The organism is Rheinheimera sp. KL1 (genome assembly GCF_001275035.1).
Classification (GTDB): domain Bacteria; phylum Pseudomonadota; class Gammaproteobacteria; order Enterobacterales; family Alteromonadaceae; genus Pararheinheimera; species Pararheinheimera tangshanensis.
The window spans coordinates 1-24,651 of the sequence record NZ_LAMX01000002.1 but is presented as its reverse complement, the minus strand read 5'-3'; the positions used below and the strand labels follow the sequence as shown (position 1 = coordinate 24,651).

The 24,651-nt window shown below is 47.4% G+C and carries 19 protein-coding genes; 3 read left to right on the top strand and 16 right to left on the bottom strand.

Features of this window, described 5'->3' with window-relative positions; translation table 11 throughout:
* The first annotated feature begins 8 nt into the window (after positions 1-8).
* Entirely contained in the window at positions 9-395 is a 387-nt protein-coding gene (locus WH43_RS00460) for a DoxX family protein (protein ID WP_053422706.1), read from the top strand.
* 4 nt (positions 396-399) lie between these two features.
* Here WH43_RS00460 and WH43_RS00455 read toward each other — a convergent pair whose 3' ends face one another.
* A complete protein-coding gene (locus WH43_RS00455; protein WP_152342751.1) occupies positions 400-819 on the bottom strand; it encodes a DUF6436 domain-containing protein in 420 nt (139 codons plus the stop codon).
* A 106-nt stretch (positions 820-925) separates the two neighbouring features.
* Positions 926-2,413: a methyl-accepting chemotaxis protein gene (locus WH43_RS00450; protein WP_053422704.1), complete on the bottom strand. Its 1,488-nt coding sequence runs from the start codon at positions 2,411-2,413 to the stop codon at positions 926-928.
* A gap of 245 nt (positions 2,414-2,658) precedes the next feature.
* Between WH43_RS00450 and WH43_RS00445 the strand changes: the two genes are divergently transcribed.
* Positions 2,659-4,359 carry an alkaline phosphatase D family protein gene (locus WH43_RS00445; protein WP_053422703.1) on the top strand — a complete coding sequence of 567 codons (1,701 nt, stop codon included), beginning with the start codon at positions 2,659-2,661 and terminating at the stop codon, positions 4,357-4,359.
* Positions 4,360-4,474: 115 nt separating this feature from the next.
* Here WH43_RS00445 and lnt read toward each other — a convergent pair whose 3' ends face one another.
* From lnt to miaB, 5 genes are all read right to left on the bottom strand, one after another.
* Entirely contained in the window at positions 4,475-6,019 is a 1,545-nt protein-coding gene (gene lnt, locus WH43_RS00440) for an apolipoprotein N-acyltransferase (RefSeq protein WP_082335612.1), read from the bottom strand.
* Positions 6,020-6,022: 3 nt separating this feature from the next.
* Positions 6,023-6,901, bottom strand: coding sequence for a CorC family transporter (locus WH43_RS00435; protein WP_053422750.1), 879 nt, complete (start codon positions 6,899-6,901; stop codon positions 6,023-6,025).
* Positions 6,902-7,015: 114 nt separating this feature from the next.
* Positions 7,016-7,477 (bottom strand): rRNA maturation RNase YbeY, encoded by a 462-nt coding sequence (gene ybeY, locus WH43_RS00430; RefSeq protein WP_053422702.1) that lies wholly within the window; start codon positions 7,475-7,477, stop codon positions 7,016-7,018.
* Between the two features lie 3 nt (positions 7,478-7,480).
* A complete protein-coding gene (locus tag WH43_RS00425; RefSeq protein ID WP_053422701.1) occupies positions 7,481-8,521 on the bottom strand; it encodes a PhoH family protein in 1,041 nt (346 codons plus the stop codon).
* A gap of 159 nt (positions 8,522-8,680) precedes the next feature.
* The gene (gene miaB / locus WH43_RS00420; RefSeq protein ID WP_053422700.1) at positions 8,681-10,108 is read right to left on the bottom strand and encodes a tRNA (N6-isopentenyl adenosine(37)-C2)-methylthiotransferase MiaB; all 1,428 of its coding nucleotides are present in this window, start codon (positions 10,106-10,108) and stop codon (positions 8,681-8,683) included.
* A gap of 172 nt (positions 10,109-10,280) precedes the next feature.
* Between miaB and leuE the strand changes: the two genes are divergently transcribed.
* Positions 10,281-10,928 (top strand): leucine efflux protein LeuE, encoded by a 648-nt coding sequence (gene leuE, locus WH43_RS00415; protein WP_053422699.1) that lies wholly within the window; start codon positions 10,281-10,283, stop codon positions 10,926-10,928.
* Between the two features lie 193 nt (positions 10,929-11,121).
* Here leuE and WH43_RS00410 read toward each other — a convergent pair whose 3' ends face one another.
* From WH43_RS00410 to WH43_RS00370, 9 genes are all read right to left on the bottom strand, one after another.
* Positions 11,122-12,357: an ABC transporter permease gene (locus WH43_RS00410; RefSeq protein WP_053422698.1), complete on the bottom strand. Its 1,236-nt coding sequence runs from the start codon at positions 12,355-12,357 to the stop codon at positions 11,122-11,124.
* A gap of 10 nt (positions 12,358-12,367) precedes the next feature.
* On the bottom strand, positions 12,368-13,678 hold the full coding sequence (locus WH43_RS00405; RefSeq protein ID WP_053422697.1) for an ABC transporter permease: 1,311 nt from the start codon (positions 13,676-13,678) through the stop codon (positions 12,368-12,370).
* A gap of 9 nt (positions 13,679-13,687) precedes the next feature.
* Positions 13,688-14,392 (bottom strand): ABC transporter ATP-binding protein, encoded by a 705-nt coding sequence (locus tag WH43_RS00400; RefSeq protein ID WP_053422696.1) that lies wholly within the window; start codon positions 14,390-14,392, stop codon positions 13,688-13,690.
* Positions 14,393-14,417: 25 nt separating this feature from the next.
* Positions 14,418-15,692: an efflux RND transporter periplasmic adaptor subunit gene (locus WH43_RS00395; protein ID WP_053422695.1), complete on the bottom strand. Its 1,275-nt coding sequence runs from the start codon at positions 15,690-15,692 to the stop codon at positions 14,418-14,420.
* A 363-nt stretch (positions 15,693-16,055) separates the two neighbouring features.
* A complete protein-coding gene (locus tag WH43_RS00390) occupies positions 16,056-16,907 on the bottom strand; it encodes a DMT family transporter (RefSeq protein WP_053422694.1) in 852 nt (283 codons plus the stop codon).
* A 151-nt stretch (positions 16,908-17,058) separates the two neighbouring features.
* Positions 17,059-21,495 (bottom strand): EAL domain-containing protein, encoded by a 4,437-nt coding sequence (locus tag WH43_RS00385; RefSeq protein ID WP_286049364.1) that lies wholly within the window; start codon positions 21,493-21,495, stop codon positions 17,059-17,061.
* A gap of 191 nt (positions 21,496-21,686) precedes the next feature.
* The gene (locus WH43_RS00380) at positions 21,687-22,646 is read right to left on the bottom strand and encodes a cobalamin biosynthesis protein CobD/CbiB (RefSeq protein WP_053422692.1); all 960 of its coding nucleotides are present in this window, start codon (positions 22,644-22,646) and stop codon (positions 21,687-21,689) included.
* The gene (gene mtnN / locus WH43_RS00375) at positions 22,647-23,360 is read right to left on the bottom strand and encodes a 5'-methylthioadenosine/S-adenosylhomocysteine nucleosidase (RefSeq protein ID WP_053422749.1); all 714 of its coding nucleotides are present in this window, start codon (positions 23,358-23,360) and stop codon (positions 22,647-22,649) included.
* 196 nt (positions 23,361-23,556) lie between these two features.
* The gene (locus WH43_RS00370; protein ID WP_053422691.1) at positions 23,557-24,441 is read right to left on the bottom strand and encodes a pirin family protein; all 885 of its coding nucleotides are present in this window, start codon (positions 24,439-24,441) and stop codon (positions 23,557-23,559) included.
* Between the last annotated feature and the right edge of the window lie 210 nt (positions 24,442-24,651).

Genomic DNA, 24,651 nt, shown 5'->3' with positions numbered 1-24,651 from the left:
GATAGCGAATGTCATTACAACAAATTTTTGGCTGGGGCACCCTACGGCTGGCATTAGCCGGATTGATAGGTGCGCATGGCTGGCACAGAGCTTTAACCGGAGGCGTGCAGCCTTTTGGTCAGTGGTTGGATAACAATGGCTGGCCTATGGGTATTTTGATCGCTGTGGCTATTACTGCTTTTGAAATCATCGGTCCTTTATTTCTGGCATTAAACCGTTATGTCACTTTGGTCTGTCTGGGTTATGTCGGTATTTACGCCACAGGCATAGCTATTTTGCATGCCAAAGTTGGCTGGTTTGTGGTGGGGCCTGGCCGCAACGGTGCAGAATTCAGCGCTTTGCTGATTTTGGTGTTGCTCTCTGTGGCCGTACATCATTGGCCGTCAAGGCGCTAGACTGTTATTCAGCCTGGCATCGGCAGGCTGTACTTTCACCATTGAGCCAAAAGCCGGGCAATAGGGTGGTGCCGCTGACAATACCGTCGAGCAGACTGGCATTGTCGCTGCATAATAAATCAGTGGCTACAGGCCCTGCGTACATCAGTTGTTTATTTTGAAACAGTAGCAAGAGTGGCGCGGCTATCACCTCGAAGCCAAGCGCTTTTGCTTCTGTCAATTCCAACATCTTGACAGCTAAATGTGGCTGACGTTGCTGCGTGCGTCGCAGATGATCTTTCGCGAAAGAACTGCAGCTGCAACGAGAGTCTGTGATCAACACAGCTTGCCATACACGGTCGGGCTGCAACTGCTGATCCAATATGTTTTGCACTTGCGCTGGCAAAAGTGGTTGCTGTTGCCACAGACCCTGTTCATCAAACACACCATAATGGCCTAAAAAAACCAATAAAAAGCTGCAGCGCTGCCTGCAATCCAAACTGCCAGCAACACAACTGCAGCTTTTACTTTCTTGGTTGAACCTGATGGTTTCAACAGCTGAATCTGTTCGCTTCAAGCGCCAGTTGGTTGGCAACCTGTTCAATTTGAGCTGTACTTTGTTTTACTTTTTCGCAGCGCTGCATTTGTGCGGCGGCGCTATCATTCAGATACTGTGCACCCTGAGCCATCTCAGCACTGGAATGACGTTGTTGCTCTAAAGAGCCCGCCATAATATCCGCAGAGCGAGCTACAGACTGCGCTTCACCTGTAATGGTATTGAGCAGTTCATCGCTGCGTTTTGCCAGACTGACGGTATGGTCAACCTGACTTAAACAATGCTGTACTGATTTCACTGAACTTTGGCTGGCTTCAGTTAAGGTTTGGATCATACGCTGAATTTGCTCTGTAGATTGCTGGGTTCTGCCAGCCAAAGTACGAACCTCATCCGCTACTACAGCAAAACCCCTGCCTTGTTCTCCAGCACGGGCTGCTTCAATAGCGGCATTTAATGCCAGCAGATTGGTCTGTTCGGCAATACTTTTAATGACTTCCAGTACAGAGGTGATCGCTTTGCTGGATAACGCCATGCTATCCACTTTTTGTCCGGCGTCCTGCAAGGTCACCGCCAAAGTCGAGATAGCCGCTATGGTTTGATCGACAGACTCTTTACCAGACACCGAACTAAGTTCAGCCTGTTTTGCTGCGCTCAACACTGCGGCTGCCAGTTCACCAAGCGCCTGAATACTTTGCGCCATTTCTTCAGAGGCTGCGGCTATGCGGTTAACCTGAGTATTTTGCTGATGCATACCTGACACTAGTTGCTGGCCATCGTCAGACAAATGTGCGCTTTCGTTGTGCAGTAATGAAACAGATTGGTTGATAGTGTGTACTGTGCGCTGAATGCCACCCAATGCCTGGTTAAATTGTTGAACCACACGAGAGCGAATATCAGGGCAACGTACCGTCAAATTAATACGGGCAGGGTCTGCAACCAATTCTTTTGTCGTTTCAGAAAAAGCCAGACCGACCATGGCTTCTTTATACGAATTCAAACTGATGATAATCAGTACAGCTGATTCAACAACTACATAAGCTGCATGGACCACCACTATGTTGAGCGTTGCATCTTCTGTTGGCACTAAATAAACGCTGCCATACTGAGTTTGCAGATAAGCGAAAAGCAAATGGTGCACAGCAATAGCGCCAGCTGCCACTGCAACAACCAACCAGTCACGAAAAGCGCTTAGCACGGCGAGCAATACAAAGATACCAAAGTGCAGTTCAGTTACACCGTTGGACTGATGAATATGCAAAGCGCAAAACAGCATAAAAGATACACCAAAAGCAACACGCGACAGACGGTGATCTCTTAAGGTTTTGTATAAGACAAAAGGTACGATCAAAGCGGGCAGGCCAATCAGTAAAGCTGCGCCCCAGGTCTGGTGCCAACTGGCTAAAGCTAAAGCCAGCAACATCAGCACTAAATTGATGCTGTTCATGATTCGAAAGGCTTGTTGACGGAACGGATAGATATGCATAAAAACCTCATTTAGTCCGGCAACTTCAATAGCCGTTTACTACTACTGTATCCTGCAACGACCTGTTGATAATGATACGACACAACACTTGTATTAATTTAGCTGTTTGTATACGGCGATTTACTGTACTGGATCAATATCTGAGTTGAATCTAGTCCTTATTCAGACAAAGTGTAGTCCGTCTTAGTCGTTCGTCATCAAAAAATCATCTAGGCCAGACAGAATAGCTTCTTTTTGGAGGAACTATGGCCAACTTGAACAGACGAGATTTTCTTAAAAACACAGCCTTTTTAACTGGAGCAGCCTGGTTAAGTCACGCAGTATTGGGTTGCAGTAGTAGCGCTCCTCAAGCGAAAAACAGTAGCTCTATTGAGTTTTTACATGGCGTGGCTTGTGGTGACCCTTTAACAGATAGTCTGATTTTATGGACTAAAGTGACTCCGGCGCAGCAACTGGACTTGGTGCAATTATTGCTGGAAGTGAGCGAGACAGCAGATTTTTCCGTGATAAAACACCAGCAGCTTTGTTTGGCCCGTAAGGAGGCAGATTACTGCTGCAAAGTGGATTTAACAGGTCTAAAGCCTGGACGCAGTTATTATTACCGTTTTAGTGACAGCAATACGGTATCTGCTGCGGGTCATGGCAAAACTCTACCCACTGGCTCCGTGTCAGAGGTTCGTTTTGCTGTCTTGTCTTGCTCCAATTATCCAGCCGGTTATTTCCATGTCTATCAACAGGTGGCGCAGCAACAGCTGGACGCTGTGCTGCATTTAGGGGATTACATTTACGAATATGAGCAAGGGGGTTATGCCACAGAGCGCTCTGTTGAATTAGGCCGCGCTTTAGCTGCAGACAATCAGGCGGAAATGGTAAGCTTGCAGGACTACCGCAAACGTTACGCCTTGTACCGTAGCGATAAAGATTTACAGCAGGCTCATGCCAGCCATAGCTTTATTTGTGTCTGGGATGACCATGAAATTACCAATGATGCCTGGACTGATGGTGCTGAAAACCATCAGCCGAATGAAGGTGATTATCTGGTGCGTAAACTGAACGCGCTGCAGGCGTATTACGAGTGGATGCCAATACGGCCTGTTGTGTCTGGTCAGCAGCAAAGCTTAAGCCGCAGTTTTGCCTTTGGTGATCTCGTCGATTTGCACATGCTCGACACCCGTATTGAAGGCCGTAACCTGCAACTGGACTACAAGCACTACACTGATGAAAAAACTGGTGCTTTTGATACCCAGCGTTTTATCACTGATTTAACCAATCCAAACCGTACTTTGCTTGGCCAAAAGCAACAGCAATGGTTGCAAACTCAGTTGATACGCTCTAAAGCTCAATATCAGGTGCTGGGGCAGCAGGTGTTGATGGCGAAGATGATGTTTCCGTCTGAGCTGTTGTCAGCTTTTTCTAAACCAGGCCCGGAGTTAGTAGAAAAAATAGCTCAGTTAACCGCCTTAAAGCAGCGAGTCGCCAAAGGGGATAGCAGCCTGAGTGCAGAAGACAAAAAACGTATCGAGTCTGTTGTTGCTTACAATCTGGACGCCTGGGATGGTTATCCGTACGAGCGTGAGCTGGTTTATAAAACAGCGCAGCAACAGAATAAACAACTAGTGGTACTGGCGGGTGATACCCATAACGCCTGGGCTTCGACTTTACATGATCAGCAAGGCAATAAAGTAGGGATAGAACTCGCCACACCTTCGGTCAGCTCGCCTGGTATTGAAACCTATCTGAAGCTGAACACCACACAAGTGGAGCAGTTAGCCAGCGTGCTGCCAACGCTGATTGACGAGCTGGAGTATTGTAATTTACACCAGCGTGGTTATTTGCAGGTGGCTTTTAGCAAAGAGCAAATCGATGCGCAGTGGTTTTTTGTCGATGACATCACCAAAGCGCAGTATCAGACCAAAATGGGGTACCAGCAGAGCTACAAACTCTAGCCGTCAAAACTAAAAATGATAGCCAAAGTAATTGGAGTTGCAGGGAGGCGACAAGTCAGCTAGGCCCCAGGAGCATAGTTACCTATGTGACTGGGGCTAGACTCTTGCTTTAACATCATGCAGTCAACGAAGCTGCAGCTTCAAGTACGAAGCTATAACGTCTGAAACTCAACAGTCCAACACATAATAAGCTGATGACAAGCAAAGGCCAGTCGCCCCACAAGCTGTATAAAGTGCGGCCTTGTACCAGTGGCACTTCAGCCGTTAATACGCCTTCTTCAAACTGAGGTAAACGCGCCTGTTCTTTGCCATCTGCTGTGACTGTGGCGGTAATGCCGTTATTGGTGGCACGCAGCAAAGGGCGGCCTAATTCCAAAGCACGCATCCGGGCTATTTCCAAATGCTGATGCGGGCCAATTGAATCTCCAAACCAGGCGTCGTTGCTAACGGTCAACAGAAAGTCAGTGTTGTCATCAAAGTTGGCAATCATCTGACGCGGAAACGCAATTTCAAAACATAAAGCCGCTAGCAGCGCATAGCCATTGGCTTGTAAATTAGGCTGTAGCCAGTCGCCACGACTAAATGAACTCATCGGCAAATTAAAAAATGGTGCCACATGTTTTAGTATCGACTGGAAGGGGACAAACTCGCCAATCGGTAACAAATGATGCTTTTGATAGCGATTTTGGGTGCTGTATCTGTAATCGCCGCCCGTGGCTTCTTTGCCTGATTTACCCAGCACTATCATGCCGTTATAGGCGTCACCGTTTTCTTTGTAATCCAGAATACCAGTCACTACAGCCGTATTGTTTTCTGCCGCCAGCATATCTAGATTAAACAAATAAGCCAAAGCTAAGGGCTCTAATTGTGGAATTGCAGCTTCAGGCCAAATCATAATGTCGGCATTCAAGTGTGGGCGGCTCAGCTCCATATACTTGCGCATCGTAATGGCTTCTTGATCCGGATCCCAGCGTAAATCCTGCGCTATATTGCCTTGTACTAAAGCTACTTTCACCTGCTCGCCTGTCTCTTGCCAGCCTTTGATGGTGTCGAGCGCTGGGCTGACGATCAAGACAATAGCGGCTATTGCAGGCCAAACCCAAAGTTTAGATCGCACGGCAACAGCAACAGAGCCAGCTATGAACAAGATTAAAAAGCTGATACCGGTTTCGCCAAGCACTGGTGCCCAGGGCGCCATCCAGCCATCGGTCTGACTGTATCCTACAGACAACCAGGGGAAACCGGTTAAGAACCAGGAACGGATATTTTCAGTGATAAACCAGCTGGAGGCTAAGACCAGCGGAAACCAAAAGTTACCCCGAAAACGCCAGCTAAACCAGATGGCAAGGGCAGGGAATAGTGCCAGATAACCCACCAGCAGCGCCATAATAGCCAGGCTGGCAATCAGTGGCATACCACCAAAAGTCGCAATACTGACATGCACCCAGCTAATACCCACACCAAACCAGCCGAGGCCATAGGCATAACCAAACAGGGCCGCCTGTTTTGGGGTTTGCGCTTGCAGCAGAAACCAGGCCAGCACAGACAAGGTCAGCAGCGGCAGCATATGGTAAGCAAAAGGAGCAAAAGCTAAGGTATTTAATGCACCCAGCCCTGCTAAAAGCAGGGCTGGAAACCAGGAGGTTTTCGACAACAGCAAAAGTTAGTCCTTCTGTAGCGTTGAAGTGTCAGCAGCGGTTTTGGCGCGGATCACCTGCAACTGCACCAGCCTTCTGTTATTGGCTTTGCTGACTTTAAAGGTCAGATTTTGCAGTTCTATGGTTTCGCCTTTTTCCGGCATATGACCAAAAGCATGTAGCACAATGCCACCTATAGTGCCGGCTTCTTCTTCATCGAAGGTTGTACCAAAACTTTCGTTGAACTCATCGACAGGAGTTAAAGCGCTGACCTGATAGACATGGCTGGCCATTTTTTTGATATCGACATCTTCTTCACTATCGTGTTCGTCTTCGATTTCACCGACAATTTGCTCGAGGATATCTTCAATAGTCACAAGACCTGACACGCCACCGTATTCATCCACCACTATGGCCATATGGTAACGTTTCTGGCGGAACTCTTTGAGTAAGGCATCCACTCTTTTACTTTCAGGAATAATGACAGCAGGGCGTAATAAGTCGCGCAAGCTCCATTCGGTGCTACCTTGCAACGCATGTTGCAGTAAATCTTTGACCAGCAAAATGCCTTCGATATGGTCTTTGTCTTCATTGACCACAGGATAACGGCTGTGGTTATTTTCCAACAGCAGCGGCATCATTTGTTCGAGACTTTGGTCAACATTGATGGTTGCCATCTGAGAGCGGGGCACCATGATGTCACGGGCGCGCATTTTGGATACATCCAAAACCCCCTGCAACATACTTTGAGTGTCGTTATCAATCAGCTTGCGCATCGCCGCTTCATTGATCACTTCAACCAGATCAGATAAATCCTGTGGTTCTGCAGTAAAAATCGCTGCTATCCTATCCAGCCACGATTTTGCGGCAGAACCCCGACTAGAGTGGGAATGGTCGTCACCCATGAGTGAACTTAAGCTCCAAATAAAACAAAAGAAAATACCTAAAGTCATGTGAGTTGCAGCCAGACATCAATGTCAGTACTGCTGCTTCAGGTACGCAAAGAATTAAAATACCAGTTAATCTTCTAAAATATAAGGGTTCTTTATGCCCAATTGCTGCAAAATCAGAATTTCTTCTGCTTCCATTTCTTCAGCATCTGCGTCATTTATATGGTCAAAGCCCAATAAATGCAAGCTACCGTGCACCACCATATGAGCCCAGTGATGAGTTAGTTCTTTACCTTGCTCGGCAGCTTCTGCGGCGACCACCTGAGCGCAAATGACTAAGTCACCTAACAAGGGCAATTCTTCCACACCAGGCGGCAGCTCAAAAGGGAAACTCAGTACGTTGGTTGGTTTATCTTTTTCACGGTAATCAAAATTTAATTGCTGACTTTCTGCTTCATCGACAATCCGCACTGTGACTTCAGCGACATCCTGAAATGGCAGAATAGCGGCTTCCAGCCAGTGCTGAAATTGGGCTTCTGTCGGCAGGTTTGGCGCTTCGCTGGCCAGCTGTAAATCCAGGGTAATGCTCATAATTTAGTCTTTACTCGTGTTGGCTGAGTCCAGCGCAGCTTGTTTTGCCGCCTGCAGCTCTTGTTGTTTTTTCTCTTCAAAAGCTTCGTACGCCATAACAATTTTTTGCACCACTGGATGGCGAACCACATCTTTGGCTTTAAAGAAGTTAAAACTAAGCTCCGGTACAGCAGATAACACATCCATCGCATGTTTTAAGCCGGAGTACTGGCCTCGCGGTAAATCGACCTGGGTGATATCGCCTGTGATCACGGCTTTGGCGTTAAAACCAATACGGGTCAGGAACATCTTCATTTGTTCTACAGTGGTGTTCTGGCTTTCATCCAGAATAATAAACGCACCGCTTAACGTACGGCCACGCATATAAGCCAGAGGGGCAATTTCAATCACACCACGCTCTAAGTACTTTTCGACTTTTTCAAAACCTAACATTTCAAATAAAGCGTCGTACAAAGGCCGTAAATAAGGATCAACTTTCTGCGCCAGATCACCGGGTAAAAAGCCCAGCTTTTCACCGGCTTCCACCGCTGGGCGGGTCAGAACTATACGGCGCACTTCACCCTTTTCCAGCGCATCCACAGCACAAGCCACAGCTAAATAGGTTTTGCCTGTACCGGCAGGACCAATACCAAAGGTCACGTCGTGACGCTGAATATTGCGCACATAAGCGTTTTGATTGGCGTTACGGCCTTTGACCGCACCTTTTTTGGTTTTGATGCTGACCAGTTCTTCGTCAAACTGCTGCTCTGTTGATTCCTGCTGCTGTTGCTGGATCACCAGATGCACTTGCTCCGGACTTAAAGGCACAGCTTTGCCCTGGGCATTGACGGTTTCGCCATACAGAGTTTCGATAATGTGTTTGACTTGCTCTAGCTGGTCAGTGAGACCCACCAAACGCAACTGGTTATCGCGGTAGGACACCTGCACACGGTAACGGCGTTCAATCTGACGTAAGTTATCGTCAAAAGGGCCCCATAAAAAAGCCAGACGCTGAGGTTCAAAAGGGGAGAGAGAAAATTCTAAACTGGTGATGGGGTTATCCAATGCTCAATCTCTTTGTTTAGCCTTCGTACTAGACGCCGCAGCTTTGTTGACTTCGAACGCCAGCCCAGGTCACATAGTGAACTATGCTCCCTGGGACTGCCGTCTTTGTCGTCGCGCTGCAACGCCAATTACTTTGGCTGGCATATTTAGGATCTGAAACTAAGGAGTAAAAGTCGCCACTCCCAATTCGTCTGTTTTTGCCGCTTTCGCTGCCATAATTTGTTGAGGCGATACGTCACGACGTAAATCCATGTCTTTTTCAGTACGGATCACTTTACCTTTTAATGAGTTGGTAAAGACATCTGTGACTAACACATCAACAAACTGACCAATCATATCCGGCGAGCCTTCAAAGTTCACCACGCGGTTATTTTCGGTGCGGCCAGTCAGCTCCATAATGTCTTTTTTCGACGGGCCTTCGACCAGAATACGTTGTTCAGTGCCGAGCATAGCACGGGCAATTTGTAATGACTGCTGGTTTATACGGTCCTGCAGTATATACAGACGTTGTTTTTTCTCTTCTTCCGACACATCGTCCGGTAAGTCTGCCGCTGGAGTACCAGGGCGCGCGCTGTAGACAAAGCTGAAACTCATATCAAAGTTCATCGCTTTGATTAAATCCATAGTGGCTTCGAAGTCTTCTGCGGTTTCGCCGGGGAAGCCGATAATAAAGTCAGACGACATACATAAATTTGGCCGTACTTTTTTCAGGGCACGAATTTTTGATTTGTACTCAATGGCGGTGTGGTTACGTTTCATCAGCGCCAGAATACGGTCTGAACCCGATTGCACCGGCAAATGCAGGTGATCGACCAGCTCAGGCACGTCGCGGTACACTTCGATAATATCGTCAGTAAATTCAACAGGGTGCGATGTGGTGTAACGAATACGGTCAATACCGTCTATGGCTGCTACTAAACGCAGTAACTCGGAGAAATGGCAAATACCACCATCAAAAGTTGCACCACGATAGGCGTTGACGTTCTGACCTAACAGGTTGACTTCACGTACACCTTGTTCTGCCAGCTGGGCAATTTCCAGTAAGACATCATCCAGCGGACGGCTGACTTCCTCACCCCGGGTGTAAGGCACCACACAGAAAGTACAGTACTTAGAACAGCCTTCCATAATAGAGACAAAAGCTGTTGGGCCATCGGCTTTAGGTTCTGGCAGGCGGTCGAACTTCTCGATTTCCGGGAAGGACACATCCACCACAGGCGATTTATCGCCGCGCACAGCATTAATCATTTCCGGCAGACGGTGCAGCGTTTGTGGCCCAAAGACTATATCGACATAAGGGGCGCGATCGCGGATGGCTTTGCCTTCCTGCGAAGCGACACAACCACCGACGGCAATAATCAAATCCGGGTTTTTCTTTTTCAGCGGACGCCAGCGACCTAACTGATGGAATACCTTCTCCTGAGCCTTCTCACGAATAGAGCAGGTATTTAGCAGGATCACGTCTGCTTCTTCTGCTTCTTCAGTCAGTGTGTAGCCATGAGTTGCATCCAGCAGGTCCGCCATTTTGGATGAATCGTATTCGTTCATCTGGCAGCCCCAGGTCTTAATGTGCAGCTTTTTGCCCATTTGTGTTCTAGCCCGTAAAAAGTTAACGCCAAGAAAAAGGACGCGCATTTTATCCTAGTAGGGCCTGAAGTGCCAGCAGTGGATACAGGCCAAAGAAATCAGATAATTTGCAGTGACTTTTACCAGCCGCAGCTCTGATAATATCGACAGATAAACAACAGCTCAGAGGATAATGATGGAAAGCTTGGGTGTAATTCAGTTCTGGACCTTTTTGGCTGGCGTGGTAGTGATCATATTGATGCCGGGGCCAAATAGTCTGTTTGTGCTGAAAACCAGCATAGTGCAAGGGCCAAAACACGCCTGGTGTGCGCTTTGTGCAGTGCTGCTTGGGGATGCGACTCTGATTTTATTATCCTATCTTGGCCTGGCTTCTGTGTTATTAGCCTCACCCGAGTTATTCCGCTGGATACGTTATTTAGGCGCCGCCTATTTGCTGTATATAGGGGTACAAATTTTATTAAGTTTGCGCCAATCTAGAGCCAGCACAGACACACAAGCACCAGCTGTTGTTGCTGCTGCGACCTGTGCTTCAGTATTCCGTAAGTCCTTGTTATTAAGCCTGACTAACCCAAAAGCTATTTTGTTTTTCCTGTCATTTTTTATCCAGTTTATCGACTCCGGTTTCACCCCCAGCTGGGTGCCTTATCTGGTGCTGGCGGTGGTGCTGGAAATCATCAGCCTGCTCTACCTGACCACTTTAGTTTACGCTGGAGCCGCCATAGCCAGTTTCTTCAAAGGCCAGCCCAAAGCAGGGCAGGCAGGCAATCTGTTATTAGGTCTGTTATTTACCGGCTGTGCGGTGAGATTGGCTTTGGCTTAAAGGCTTTTGACAATTCCTCTTGTGACTAAAAAATCTTTACAACAACCTAAGGTGCATCCGAGCGGGGGATATTCAGAGTTCTGTTGCTGTAGCTTCTTTCAGAGCTAAAAACAAAAATCCCTCAGCCGAAGGACAAAAAAGCTGAGGGAAAGGTTGGTAACTTTTCACTTACCAGGGAGTCGTTACAATAGGTTTAAGCCCGTCCTCTGGTCGCAGCCGCAGGCGAAATTTTTGAGGCGACTAAGGCTGGATAACTGACCGCTAACTGGCCAACTATCAGTAAGGCCACAACACCAATCACCAGCAACACCGGGCTTAACGGGCTCATCTCAAAAGTCGCCACCAGCCAGATATTTAAGCCTATTGCTCCTGCTGCACCTAAGATCACACCAGCAAAGCTTATCAGCAGGTTTTCCAGCATAAAGTAGCGCATCACTTGCCATTGGCTGGCGCCTAAAGCGCGGCGGGTGCCGATTTGGCGGGTACGTCTGTTGATACTGAACATCGCCAGACCGACAATGCCAAAGCCTGTGATCAGCGTCAGCACAATAATCACCGTCAGCAGAATGGTATTGGTGGCCTGATGTTCCTGATAACTTTCGTCACGGGTTTGTTCCATGCTGGTGACATTACGGATAATGCGGCCTCTGTCACTTTCAGCCAGCATTTTTTCAATCACTGGCATTAACTCGTCACGACGGCCCGGTTCGGTGCGGATAAAAAAGCGGCTGCCTTTGCTGTCCAGTTGTTGCGGCACCAGCATGCTGCGTTCTACACCATTCCAGCCGTTCCATGGCGCCTGCAGGGCTTTGATAATACCTATCACCTGTACTGGCTGATGGTTGTCGATATAAACAGTTTTACCTAAAGCATTTTTCCAGTCGCCTTCAAACATGGTTTCTGCCAGCGCTTTGCTGATAATGGCTTTAGGTGGCCATTTGGTGCTGCCTTCTTCGCGCCAGCCTATATCTGAGTTTTGGAAATTCTCGCCGGCAATCAGCTCCAGCCCCATGGCATTAATGCCATGTTCGTCCACCATATAAACCGCTGTGCCTGTGCCTTCAATATCGTCACCGGCTTTGGTTTGCAGGCTCATCGACCAGCCGCCGCCACTTAAAGGAATCGCATTAATTTGAGTGGCATCCACCACACCGGGAGTCTGGCGGATACGCTGCAAATCCTGTTGCAGCGCGGTTTTCAGATTGTAGTTTTGCGCAAACACAGTGTTGCTCAGATAAAAGGTATTGGCTTCATCCAAACCGCTGGCTCTGGCCATTTGCTGACTGCGTTCCTGCATCATAAAAATGGCATTGACCATAATGGTCAGGGTCAGCGCGATTTGCAGAGCTATCAGCAAAGCTCCAATTTTATTGCGCATTAAAGCGCGGAACATAGGGCCAAGTTCTAATTGGGTTAAAAAAGTGGACATGGCAAACTCCTTATTGGCTTTTCAGCTGAACGGACGGCTGCACCTGACAGGCGCGCCAGGTGGGATACAAACCGGCTAATAAAGCACTGACAATAGCCAGACCTATCGCCATAGCCACCAGAGTGAAATCCAGCTGAGCTAAATCGCGGATCCAGTCGCCATACATCACTTTGATGGCTTCAAGCCCCAAAATAGCCAGCACTAAACCCAATAAACCACCGGCCAAGCCTATACAACCTGATTCAATTAAATGCTGAATAAACAAATCGTTACGGCTGGCACCTAAGGCCTGGCGTACGCCAATCTCACTGGCTTTACCTAAAAACTTCGCCAGCAACAAACCGACTGTATTGAGTAAACACACCAGTAAAAACATCAGCGACATCGCCATCATCATGCTGGCATCGTCTGACACCACTTCGGCGTATTCCAGCCACTGCATCACATCCCGCAGTTTGTTATTGTCAGTGCGGGCAAAGCGGCCGTATTGATTTTGTTCTTTGGCGTAGGCATTCATAAAGCTGAAGTAGGCTTCTTTATCCTGGGCTGTGGGTAATTCCACCCACAATTGCACCCAGATACACTCCGAGTCTAAAAAGGCCTGAAAGCCTGATTCAGTAGGTTTCCAGCAGTTGGTATTGCCTGAGCGGCCAAATTTTTGTTCGGTGATTAAGCTAAAAGGCACAAACACTTCTTCCACGTCGTTAAAAGAGCCTGTACTGATATCGTAGAATCGTGGTTTGGGGTTCCATCTGTCCATCACACCGGTAATTTTGTAGTCTTCACCGGCCATCCGTACCGTCTGGCCTGTGGAGTCTTTGCCGCCAAACAAACGTTCATTCAGTTCGGCGTTAATCACTATCACCCGTTCTTTTTTTAAATCAGCCTGATGGTCCCAGCCACTGCCATATAAAAACGGCACGTCAAACATAGGGAAAAAGTCGGCGCTGTTGGCGCGGCCCTGCACCATAAAAGGTAAAACTTCTTTATCAGCCGGTTCAATCACCGCCGCCATACCACTTTGAATAGTCTGGCGTTTGGCCTTTTGTGCCTGCCATAAGTAGGTGGCGTCACGATAGGTTAATTGGGGGGGGGCATCGCCATCGTCGCTGTAGGGATCGTTCGGCTGCCAGCTGTCCATTTGCACAAAAAACAGCTGCTCACTTTTTTGTGGAATAGGGTTGGCCGACATCAGGTAATTGACGGTAATGGTGGTCATAGAGGCACCAATACCTAAACCTATGGCGCAGACCATCAACAGCGTCATGCCCCAGGTACGTTTGCAGCTTAAATACGCCAGCTTCAGATAATAGGAAAACATAGCAGCTCCTTAAGCTTCGCCAACCAGATGCAGGTTCGAGTTTTGGTTGGTCAGCTCGCTGACATGACCGTCTTTGATATAGATCTGACGTTTAGCGCGGGCGGCCAGGCTTGGATCGTGTGTCACCATTAAAATAGTGGTGCCTGCTTTATTGATGTCTTCCAAAAGGCTCATCACACTTTGTGCCATCTGGCTGTCGAGGTTACCTGTAGGCTCATCCGCTAATAGAAAGCGTGGTGAGGTGGCTAAAGCCCGGGCTATAGCGACACGCTGCTGCTGACCACCGGACAGCTGACTTGGCAGGTGTTTCATCCGTGAGGCTAAACCGACCTGATCCAGATGGTATTCAATACGTTTTTTGCGCTCACTGGCGTTTAAACCACGGTAACGTAACGGCACATCGACATTGTCGAACAGGTTTAAATCCGGAATAAGGTTAAAGCTTTGGAAAATAAAACCTATTTTCTGATTGCGCATGCGGGAGCGACCGCTGTCGTTGAGCTTGGTGATGTCTTCACCATCCAGCAGGTATTCGCCGCTGCTGCTGGTTTCCAGCAAACCGGCAATATTTAAAAAGGTGGTTTTGCCTGAGCCTGAAGGGCCTGTCACACTGACAAAGTCGCCTTCGTTAACATGCAGCTGAATATCCCGTAGCGCATGAGTGGCCACATCGTCCGTGATAAATGATTTACTGATTTTATTCATAGTTAGCATAAGTAGTTCCCTAGCCGAATGGCCATTATTGGTTCAGTTGCACTGTGCTGGCGCCGTTAAAAATATCGGTGCCGGAGGTGATGATTTGATCGCCCGGTTGTAAACCGGCCAGAATTTCGACTGAGTTCAGACTGCGGGCACCCAGTTCAATCGGGGTTTTAATGGCCATGCCATTGCTGACTTTGTAAGCAAATTTGCCATTACTGCTATCAAGGAATTGACCTCGGGCTACCTGCATTACGCCTTCGCGGTGTTCCAGCAAAATACGACTGCTTAAGCGTTGGTTTTGACGCAGGGCTGGCGGTGCTTCTTTCGTAAAACGCACCCGGCCTTTGACCTGGTTTTCAAACACTTCAGGAGAGATAGTCACCAGTTTGCCCATATACAGCTTCTGCTCAGCGGTAATTTCTACCGGCAAACCAATGATTAAATCGTTGGCATAACTTTCTGGGACTGCAATTTCCACTTCAAACTGGCTTAAATCCACTACAGATAAAATAAGCTGGTTTTTGGTGATATAGCTTTTGTTTTCTACCGCCAGATTACCCAGTAAGCCATTGACCGGAGAGCGTACCTGCAGGCCATTGACTTGACGCTGGAAGTCTTCCACCAGTAAACGCTGACGATCGAGCTGCTGGGCTAAGCTTTGCACTTCAAAATCGAGGTTTTCTTTATTCAGGCGGGCATCTTCAACGGCGTGTTGATGCTGCACTTTGGCAGTTTCTAAATCGTCCTGAGCTTTTTCCAGTTCTAATTTGCTGATCACACCTTTTTCAAAACCCTGATCGGCGCGGCGTTTTTCTCTATCCGCTGTGGTCAGTGTCATCAGCGCTATATCCACGGCTTTTTTGTCGGTTAATTGCTGCTTTTTCGCTAAGATTTTTTGCCGGTCATGACTGGTTTGTAAGCTGTAAAAAGTGGCTTGCTCTTGTTGCAGTCTGTTGTTTAGCTCAGGGCTGTCGATAATGGCCAGCACATCCCCTTGTTTGACTTCAGTACCAGCATCGAGCAATAAGCTGATGGTGCCTTCGGCTGTGGCATAAAGTTTTGGGCTGACCGCCGCCACCACCTGGCCCTGAGCTGAGATATCGCGGGTAAAATCTGCTGTTCTGACTGTATCCAGCCGTACGCGCGATAAAGACACCGACATATCCGATTGTGACCAGCTACGAGCAGCCGGAATAATTTGCCATAGCAGCAATACCAGAAGCATGCTGGTTGAGCCTGCGACCCAGATTTTTTTAGTAGTTTTTTTTGGTGTCAGCTTTTCATCCTGGTTGCTGGTATCGGCTATTTTCATGGTGTTTCCTGCACTCTGTGTTTGGTGATGCATTAAAAAATGCTGTGATTACCAATGAGTCGGAACAAGCAGAAAAAAGGTTTGAATGGAATAAAAATAAATTTTTCGGATTAAAAACCGGACTGTTGATTGTTAAGGCGTAGGGACGACCTTTATGGTCGCCCGTCTATGTGGGCAAGTTAAAATGCAGGGGCGAAGGGATGAAGTCAACAAAGCTGCAGCATCAAGTACGAAGGGCCGCCCAAAGTCATTGGAGTTGCAGCGAGGCGACAAATGATGGAGTCCCCGGGAACATAGTTCACCTATGTGACCGGGGCGAGAGAATGCAGTCAACAAAGCTGCAGCTTCAAGGACAAAGGGCGATTACCATAAACGTTGTCTGGTACTGATATAACCTGCATAAAAAATGATAGCCACACCGGCAAACCAGCTCATAGTCACAGGTTCAGACCAGAATAAATAACCAAAAAGGCCGGCAAAAATCACCGAACTATAAGTCCAGATGCCAATATCAGAGGCTGGTGCTAAAGCATAAGCTTTGGTCATCGCCATTTGGCCTATGGCGGCTAATACCCCCATAAAGCCAAAAGCCCACCAGGCGACAGCAGGTAGTTCCTGCCAGTAAAAAGGCACAGGTACAAAAGAAATAATGGCGGTCAGCAACGAAAAGTAGAACACGATACGGGCTGCAGGCTCAGTGTCCGACATATAACGTATGGTGGTTTTCGTCACCGCTACTAATACGGCCGACAACAGGGCTATTAAAAACAAATAAAAAGCACCGCCGCCGCTAGCGATAGGTAAGGCCAACAATACACCACCAAAACCCAGCGCTATGCTAAATAAGGTCAGGCGGCTGGCGGTTTCTTTTAGCCAGAATTTGGCGATCAGCGGCACTATAAAAGGCGACATTAAAAGCACCACCATAGCCTGCGCCAAAGGTAACTGGCTGATCACATAAAAGAAGCAGTACATCGAAATAATACCGGTCACAGAGCGGCTTAAATGCAGATACCAGCGTTTGGTATACAGCAGTTGTTTGCCTTGCAGCCACAGCCAGGGCAGCATCACCAGCAAAGCAAAAAAGTTTCGGAAAAATACCACCTGGGCATGACTGGCGCTGTCGCTGGTTAGTTTAACCAAAGCCCCTATACCGGCAAAACAAGCTTCAGCCAGTAACAGCAATAAGGCGCCTTTAAGCAGATTGGGTTGCATCAACAATCACTGCAGGTAGAAAAGGCGCGCAGTATAACAGAGTAAAAATTGCAGGCGCGACCTTTATGGCCGCCCGTCTATCCGTTTCATCGACTGGGGCGAAAGCGCGCAGCCAACAAAGCTGTGGTTTTAATTGCTCAGTGCGCAGCGCCTAATTCAGGTGTTCGCTATGCAGCCAATTAATCAGCTCAACAGCAGGCATCGGCTTGGCGAATAAATAACCCTGAATCAGATAACACTGGCGACTGCTGAAAAAGGCCAGTTGCTGTTCGGTTTCTACCCCTTCGGCAACACAACTCATGCCTAAGCTGCCTGCCATAGATAAAATTGCTTCGATTATGGTCTCATCGTCCGGGTCTATGCCAATATCTTTGACAAAACTGCGGTCAATTTTAATCGCGTCTATCGGCAGTTCTTTTAAGTATTTCAGCGACGAATAGCCGGTACCAAAGTCGTCCAGAGCCAATTGTATGCCGAGCTGGTTCAGCGCCAGCATAGTGGTAATGGCTTTTTCGTGATCCCGCATCAGCGCGCTTTCTGTCACTTCAAACCGCAGGCAGGAGGGCGGCAACTGATATTTGTTCAGCAGCTTTTCGGTATGCTCTGCCAACGACAGTTGCTCTAAATGACTGGTGGATAAATTTACCGACAAATACAAATCTAAGCCAGCCTGGCGCCATTGCTGTAAATCCACCAGAGCCCGTTCCAGCAAAGATAAGGTCATGGGAATGATCAGACGCAGATCTTCTGCCATAGGGATAAATTCTGTGGGCGGGATCAGCGTGTTTTTATGGCTCCAGCGCATCAGCACTTCAACCCCTATCACCGACTGGCTGCGACAATCGACGATGGGCTGATAGTAGTTAATAAATTCGCCGTCTTTAAAGGCCTGACGCAACTGAGTTTCTTTCGCCAGTTGCATATGGGCTTTTTCGTTCATTTCGGCAATAAAAAACTGGAAGTTGTTGCGGCCTAAATCTTTGGCGTGGTACATGGCCACGTCCGCATGCTTCAGTAGTGCGTTGGCATCGAGTGCATCGTCCGGGTAAACTGCTATGCCAATACTAGGCGAGACGCTGACCGTATGAGTGCCCAGCTGCATAGGTTCACCAATGGATTGCAGCATTTTGCGCGCCACATGGCTGATGTTGTCATCGTTTTTATAGCTTTCCAGCAGTACCACAAATTCATCACCACCCAGCCGCGCTATGGTATCGGTTTCTCTTAAGGTGGCGCGCAAACGTCGGGCGACTTCCTGCAGTAATTGATCACCGACATCATGGCCTAATGAATCGTTCACTTGTTTAAATTTATCTAAATCGATAAAACACAGGGCCAGAGTTTTTTTCGCGCGTTTGGCTTGTTCAATACCATGTTGAATTCTGTCCATCAGCAAAGTGCGGTTAGGTAAGCCTGTCAGTGAGTCATAGCTGGCTAAATAACGTAATTCTTCTTCCGCCACTTTTTGTGCTGTGATGTCGGTAAACACCAGCACAAAAAACTCAACTTTATCTGCATCACCAATAGCGCTGATATTAATCAGGGTAGGGCGTTCTTTGCCATCCGGTGTATGCACCAGCTCTTCGCCTTGCCAGTGTTGATTCACAGTTAAACCTCGTAATAATGAGGTATAAAAACGACGGCGTTGCAAACTGATGCCTAAATGATGAGTTTTAGGGCTGACCAGATACTCGTCGACTGAGCCAAACACATCCGCAAAAGACTGGTTCGCTGCAATCACACGCTGGTTTGCATCTAAAATCACTACCCAATCCCGGGTTTGCTGGAAAGCTTCGCCAAATAACCGGGCTTTTTCCTGGTTGGCTCTGGTTTCAGTGATGTTGCTAAAGGTGCCTATCACCCGTTCAGGTTGGCTTTTGTCATCAACTTCTGCCACTTTACCTATATCGCGGAACCACAACCATTTGCCGTTTTTATGCTGCATCCGGTAGGTGTGATCAAAGGTTTTGTCCGGCGTTTGCATCAGTTTTTGCCAGGCTTGCTGGTAAGCGTCTTTATCTTCCGGATGCACTAACGACAAATGTTGCGTCATCGCCAGCGGATTTAAAGCTTCCTGATACCCCAGCATGCTGTAAATACGGGAGGCAAACATAATATTTTTACGGGCATGCCACTCCCAGGCTCCACTGTCTATCGAGTCCAACGCTTGTTTTAAGCGCTGTTCACTGGTGGTTACTTTGGTATGAGCAACTTTGAGCATGCGTTGCTGTTTTTGGCGGGTTCTAAGGTAAAACAGCATGATGACGAGGCTGACAGAAGCATAAAGCATATAAGCCCAATGACTGAGCCATGGTGCAGCTTGGACCTGAAGTTGTAAGGTGGCCACTTCACTTTCAAGACCAGTGACTGGAGAGACGGCCACTACATTAAACTGGTAATCTCCCGGAGTGAGCTGTGGAAACATCACCGAACTGGAGCTTTGTTCCGGAAACACCAGGCGCTGTGGGCCGTCCAGCCAATAACGGTAACGCATTTTTGCGCTGTCGCGGAAATTCAGGCTGGAATAACTGATCGTTAAACCCTGACTGTCATAAGGTAAAGTAAAATGCTGACCTGATAAGTCAGTCAGCGGGCTTTTAATCGGAGATGACAGCAAATCCAGCTGAGTAATGACAATGCGGGGTTTACGTCTGGACTCTGTCAGAGCGACAGGTGACAGTAAATTCACACCCCGGATAGAGCCAAAGGCCATTTCGCCGTTGCTTAAACTTTTGCTGCTTTGACTAATAAACTCATTACTGGTTAAACCATCTTTTTTGCTGAACTGTTCGATATGCAGCGTATCGACATTTAACGAAGAGACTCCATGCAGGCTGGAAAACCAGATATGCCCCAACTGATCGCTGCTGACGGCATAAACTACATTGGTATTGAGTTTATTCTGGCTATGAAAATGATGTTTCAGTTGCATAGTCTTGGCATCAAACGCCAGTAAACCTATATCTGAGGCGCTAAACCAGAGTGTGTTATTTCTATCCAATGCCATCTTGTCAGCAAAACGCATACTAAAAGCAGGGCTTACCTCCGCCTGATACAGTAGCTTTAACTCTGCTGTTTTTTCATTAAACAACCAGAGTTTTTCGTAAGCCGATAGCACCAGCCAGTCGGGCTGATCAGGCCATTTTCCTAAAATAACCCGTACATTAATAGCGGGGAGTTTTTGTTTTAACTCCGCAATCTCATCCACCTGACCTGAGTTAGGATGATAACGATAAATACTCTGGTTGGTCAGTAAATAAAAGGGCTGTTGTTGATTGAGCCAACTGCCTGGTCTGGCAGCTTTCAACACGGCTTGCTGGTTTGGGTCAAGCAGAGCTGGAGCTTGTAATTCTTTGTTCTGAACAGAGAAAAAACTTAAACCATTAGAGGAAATAAACCATAAATCTCCCTTGGTATTCATCGACAGATTCATAATAGTACTGGTGTGCCAGACCGCTTTTGGATCAGGGTTGACCAGAAAGTTTTGTACCTGCCGAGTGTCCAGATTTAATAAATTTAAGCCATTGCGGGTGCCAAGCCATAGTTCATCTGGATTTTTTTCAACAATAGAAATTATTTTGTCATTACTTAAGGCATCAGGACCCATTTGACTGAAATTACGAATGGCCTTGCTCCGTGGATGCCAGTAATAAGCGCCATCATAACGACTGCCGAGCCAGTAACCGCCTTGATCATCTTCTTGCAAAGCCACCACATTATCGTCGGATAAGTTAAAGTTGCTTTGGCTGAATTTCAGCACCTGTTCTGTGTCGCCTGACTCAGGCGAGTAACGCAATAAGCCACGTTCTGTTCCGATGAACAGATGATCGGACTGGATTTCAATTTGCCAGACATTAGGGCCTGCAATCAGTTCTTTACTGACAGGGGGTTGTCCTGTTTGCAGGAACTGTGTGATCTGCTCTAACTCCAGTTGATACAATCCTTCTACTGTACCAATCAGCAGTTGGTTTTTATTCAGTTGTAAGGTTTTGACATAGCGTTGATAGTCGGAGCTTTGTTGCTGTGGCAGATGCGGAACCAGACTCAGTGTCTTGGTGCTTTTGTCGTACAGCACTAAACCATGGCTGGTACCCAATAAAATCCAGTCTTTGGTATTGAGCAGAGTACGGATAACAGCATCCGACAAATTGATATCTGCTAATTTGGCTAAAAGCGTTACCTGGCTGGTGTCGGTTTGATAGTTGTAAAGATCCGTTCTGCTGCTGAGCAACAGGTCGTCGTTGTCTGAGTGAGTTAAATTGATAAAACGGTTTTCCAGTGTCATAGCGCCTGGTAAAGAGCCATGCAAATATAACTGCGCTTTGGCTGGGTCAAAAGCATACAAACCTGAGCGTGGTGCCAAAGCCCATAAACGTTGTTTTTTATCCAGTAACAGTTGGGTAAAAGCCAGGCTTTGTAATTGCGCCGAGTCAGCGCCTATCAGCAAGTTTTTGTAGCCATCAAAGCGGTTTAAACCAGCGTCTGTTGCTATCCATAAAAAGCCCTGACGATCGAGTAATAAGTCGTTGACAGAGCCTTGCGATAAGTTTTGATCCGGAGTCAGTGGCTGCAATAGCGTTTCAGCCAAAACAGATTGGCAGCAGCAAACAAGCAGCAACAAGCCGCAAAGATAGCGCAGTGTGGCTAAAACAGGCAAAACTATTCCTCAGTAGGTCGGATTATTATTGTTATCTGCTGGTAGAAGGTCTAGAAAATACAGTGAATGGCGTCACAAAGTCCAGCAGAGTTCCAAAGAATTTTACAAAAACTGGCAGGCTGTTAATAAAGTAGCCAAAGTATTTGTAACAGACTGAAAATAAATACAATAAAGGCTGAGTACAACTGAAATTGTCTGTTGAGTCTGAGTGCGTTAAGCACATCTCTGACTTCAGGTAATTGAGTTGGACCCAAACGCTGGCGCTGGTTTTTTTGTTGCTGGTAGATCACAGGGCCGGCCAGATTAATCCGCAAGGCCGCGGCTAAAGCTCCAAGGATCAGCAAATGAGGCAGGCAAAGTCGTAATGACAAGGCCTGACGCCATTGCCGGAAAGCTGCTGTGATATCCGTTAAAAAAGCCAGTAGCAAAGCGGTGAGCAGGCTGGCAGGAAAGCTGGCCCATTGAGTTAATAACGAGGCAGGTTTACCGAAATACCGAAAGTTATTTTGTTTGTCGTTCCACTCTTGGTTGCACAGCAGCAATAAGCGATAAGCCACGGCAGCTAATCCTCCTCCTGCTAAAAACCAGAAACTCACCCCAACCCATTGTTTGGCGGTGCGAAGCCAGAGCATCTCAATAGTGGCTTTGCATAAGCCAGTGCCGCTTAAACTTTGAGTCTGACGCAGAACCAAAGGTTGTAATAAGTCTTTGGCTCTGCTGTGTTGTTTTTGGCTGATAGCCAGCGCCGTTTTATGGCTTTGTTGGCGGTAATAGACAAAATCCAGACAAAAATACAGCAATAAGCCATCCAATACCAAAGGCCAGTCGGACAGCCAGTATAAAGGTGCCAGCAAAGCAAGAGTGGGTAACATCACCAGAGCTAAAGCTAAACTGCCGGAGATCAACTGCTGGCTAGTGGCTCTGTGCGGATCCGGATGAACTTTGACCGCTAACTGTTTAGCAAAAATGCGGAAAAAGGTTAAAGGCTGGTAATCCTGCGGCAATAACACCAGGCTGCCAAGCAACCAAATACTTAGCAGCACCAGTGGATAGACTGAGATATCTTCCAGCCAATAGGGCATTTAGTTCAGCTGCACCGTTTTCAGGTTTTTCAGAAGTTCCAGCACCATAGCCGAACTGTTTTTTGAGGCGATTTCTAAATAAGCTTCAAAAGAGGTTGGCGATTCTTTACCGGCTATATCACTTAAACTGCGGATCACCACAAAAGGAGTCTTGAGTTGATAACATGCCTGAGCTATAGCCGCGCCTTCCATTTCTACCGCCAGCATAGTGGGGAATTGTGCGCGGGTTTGAGCAATACGCTCGGGCTGGCACATAAATACATCACCTGTGGTAATTAAACCTTTTTTGGTTTTGCAAAAGCCTAAGGTAGCGATACTTTGTTCTGCTGCACTGATTAAAGCCGGATGAGCGGTAAAGCCTGCTGGCATACGTGGTACCTGGCCAATTTCATAACCAAAAGCAGTCACATCCACATCGTGATGCCTTACTTCGGACGAAATCACTACATCGCCTACATTTAATTCCGGGTCAAAACCACCGGCTGAACCTGTGTTGATGACACAGTCTGGTTTGAACTGGCTAATTAATAAGGTGGTTGCTACAGCTGAAGCGACTTTACCTATGCCAGATTGTACTAACACGACGTCGGTATCGGCCAGACGGCCTTGATAGAACTCATAATCCGCCAGTTTGACCGTGGTCATATCGCTTAATTGAGCTTTTAAAATTGCAATTTCCGGCTCCATAGCGCCGATAATACCCACAAGTTGCATCTGCCGATCCTCAAAATTATAAAGGGCAGATAATAACATCTGCCCTTTATAAAGAATACCCGTCGTACTTGAAGCCGCAGCTTTGTTGCCTGCGCTTCACAGCCCCAGTCACATAGCGCTGCTATGCTCCTGGGGTCTGACTTGCTTGTCGCCTCGCTGCAACATCAATTACTTAGGGTAAGAGATCTCAGAAAGCTCAAAGCGACTTATGAATAGCTATGGTTTTGGCTTGCTGGTTATTGGTCAGTTTTCCGGCCTGATAGTCGCGGATCGCCTGCTCAATTTCTTCTGGCTTATTCATCACAAAAGGACCGTATTGCACCACGGGTTCTTTAATAGGTTTAGCTGAGAGCAGAATAAAACGGGCTTTTTCTTTGGCTGAAACTGTAACACTGTCGCCATCGCTCAGTACTGCGCCGTGATGATTCGCTACTTTTAAACCTTCAACAAACACCTCTCCTTCAAAAGGATACACATAAGCGTTATGACCGGCGGTGACAGGTAAGGTCAGACTTTGGCCTGCTTCTAACTGCACGTCCAGATACAGAGGTTCAGTGGATAGGCCGAAAATAGGGCCTCTTACTCTATCGCCATTCACCACTGTTTCGCCAGCTATCACTTTGACAAAACTTTGTGCTGTTAAATGCACAAGCGGAATATCTGCGGCCGGAATATCCACATAGGCTGCTTCTTTCATTTTCTCTGCGGCTGGTAAATTAATCCACAGTTGAAAACCACGCATCAGGCCAGATTCCTGTTGCGGCATTTCAGAGTGAATAATGCCTCGGCCCGCTGTCATCCACTGCACTCCACCACTGGTTAAATGGCCTTTATTACCAAGGTGATCTTCGTGCAACATATGGCCGTCCAGCATATAAGTGACGGTTTCAAAACCACGATGCGGGTGGGCAGGGAAACCGGCAATATAGTCGTCGGCTTTGTCGGAGCCAAAAGCGTCCAGCATTAAAAAAGGATCCAGTCGTACGCCCTGACTTTGGCCCAGGCTACGTTTAATTTTTACGCCAGCACCGTCAGAGGCCTGCATAGCGGGGATCAATTGTTTTAAAGTACGTGCTGTCATTTTCACTTCACCTGTTGAAGAGTCTGTTGATAAAGCTATTAAAACAGCTCTTTTATCGAAGCAATAGCGGATTGTTTTGTCGTTTGTGTTCGAAAAATTTGAATGTTCTACAGATCGCTAGATCGGGGTTCATTTATGCGGGCGACCATAAAGTTCGCCCCTTATATGGACTCCCCTGAACTATCAACAGATTTTCTCACACTGGTATAG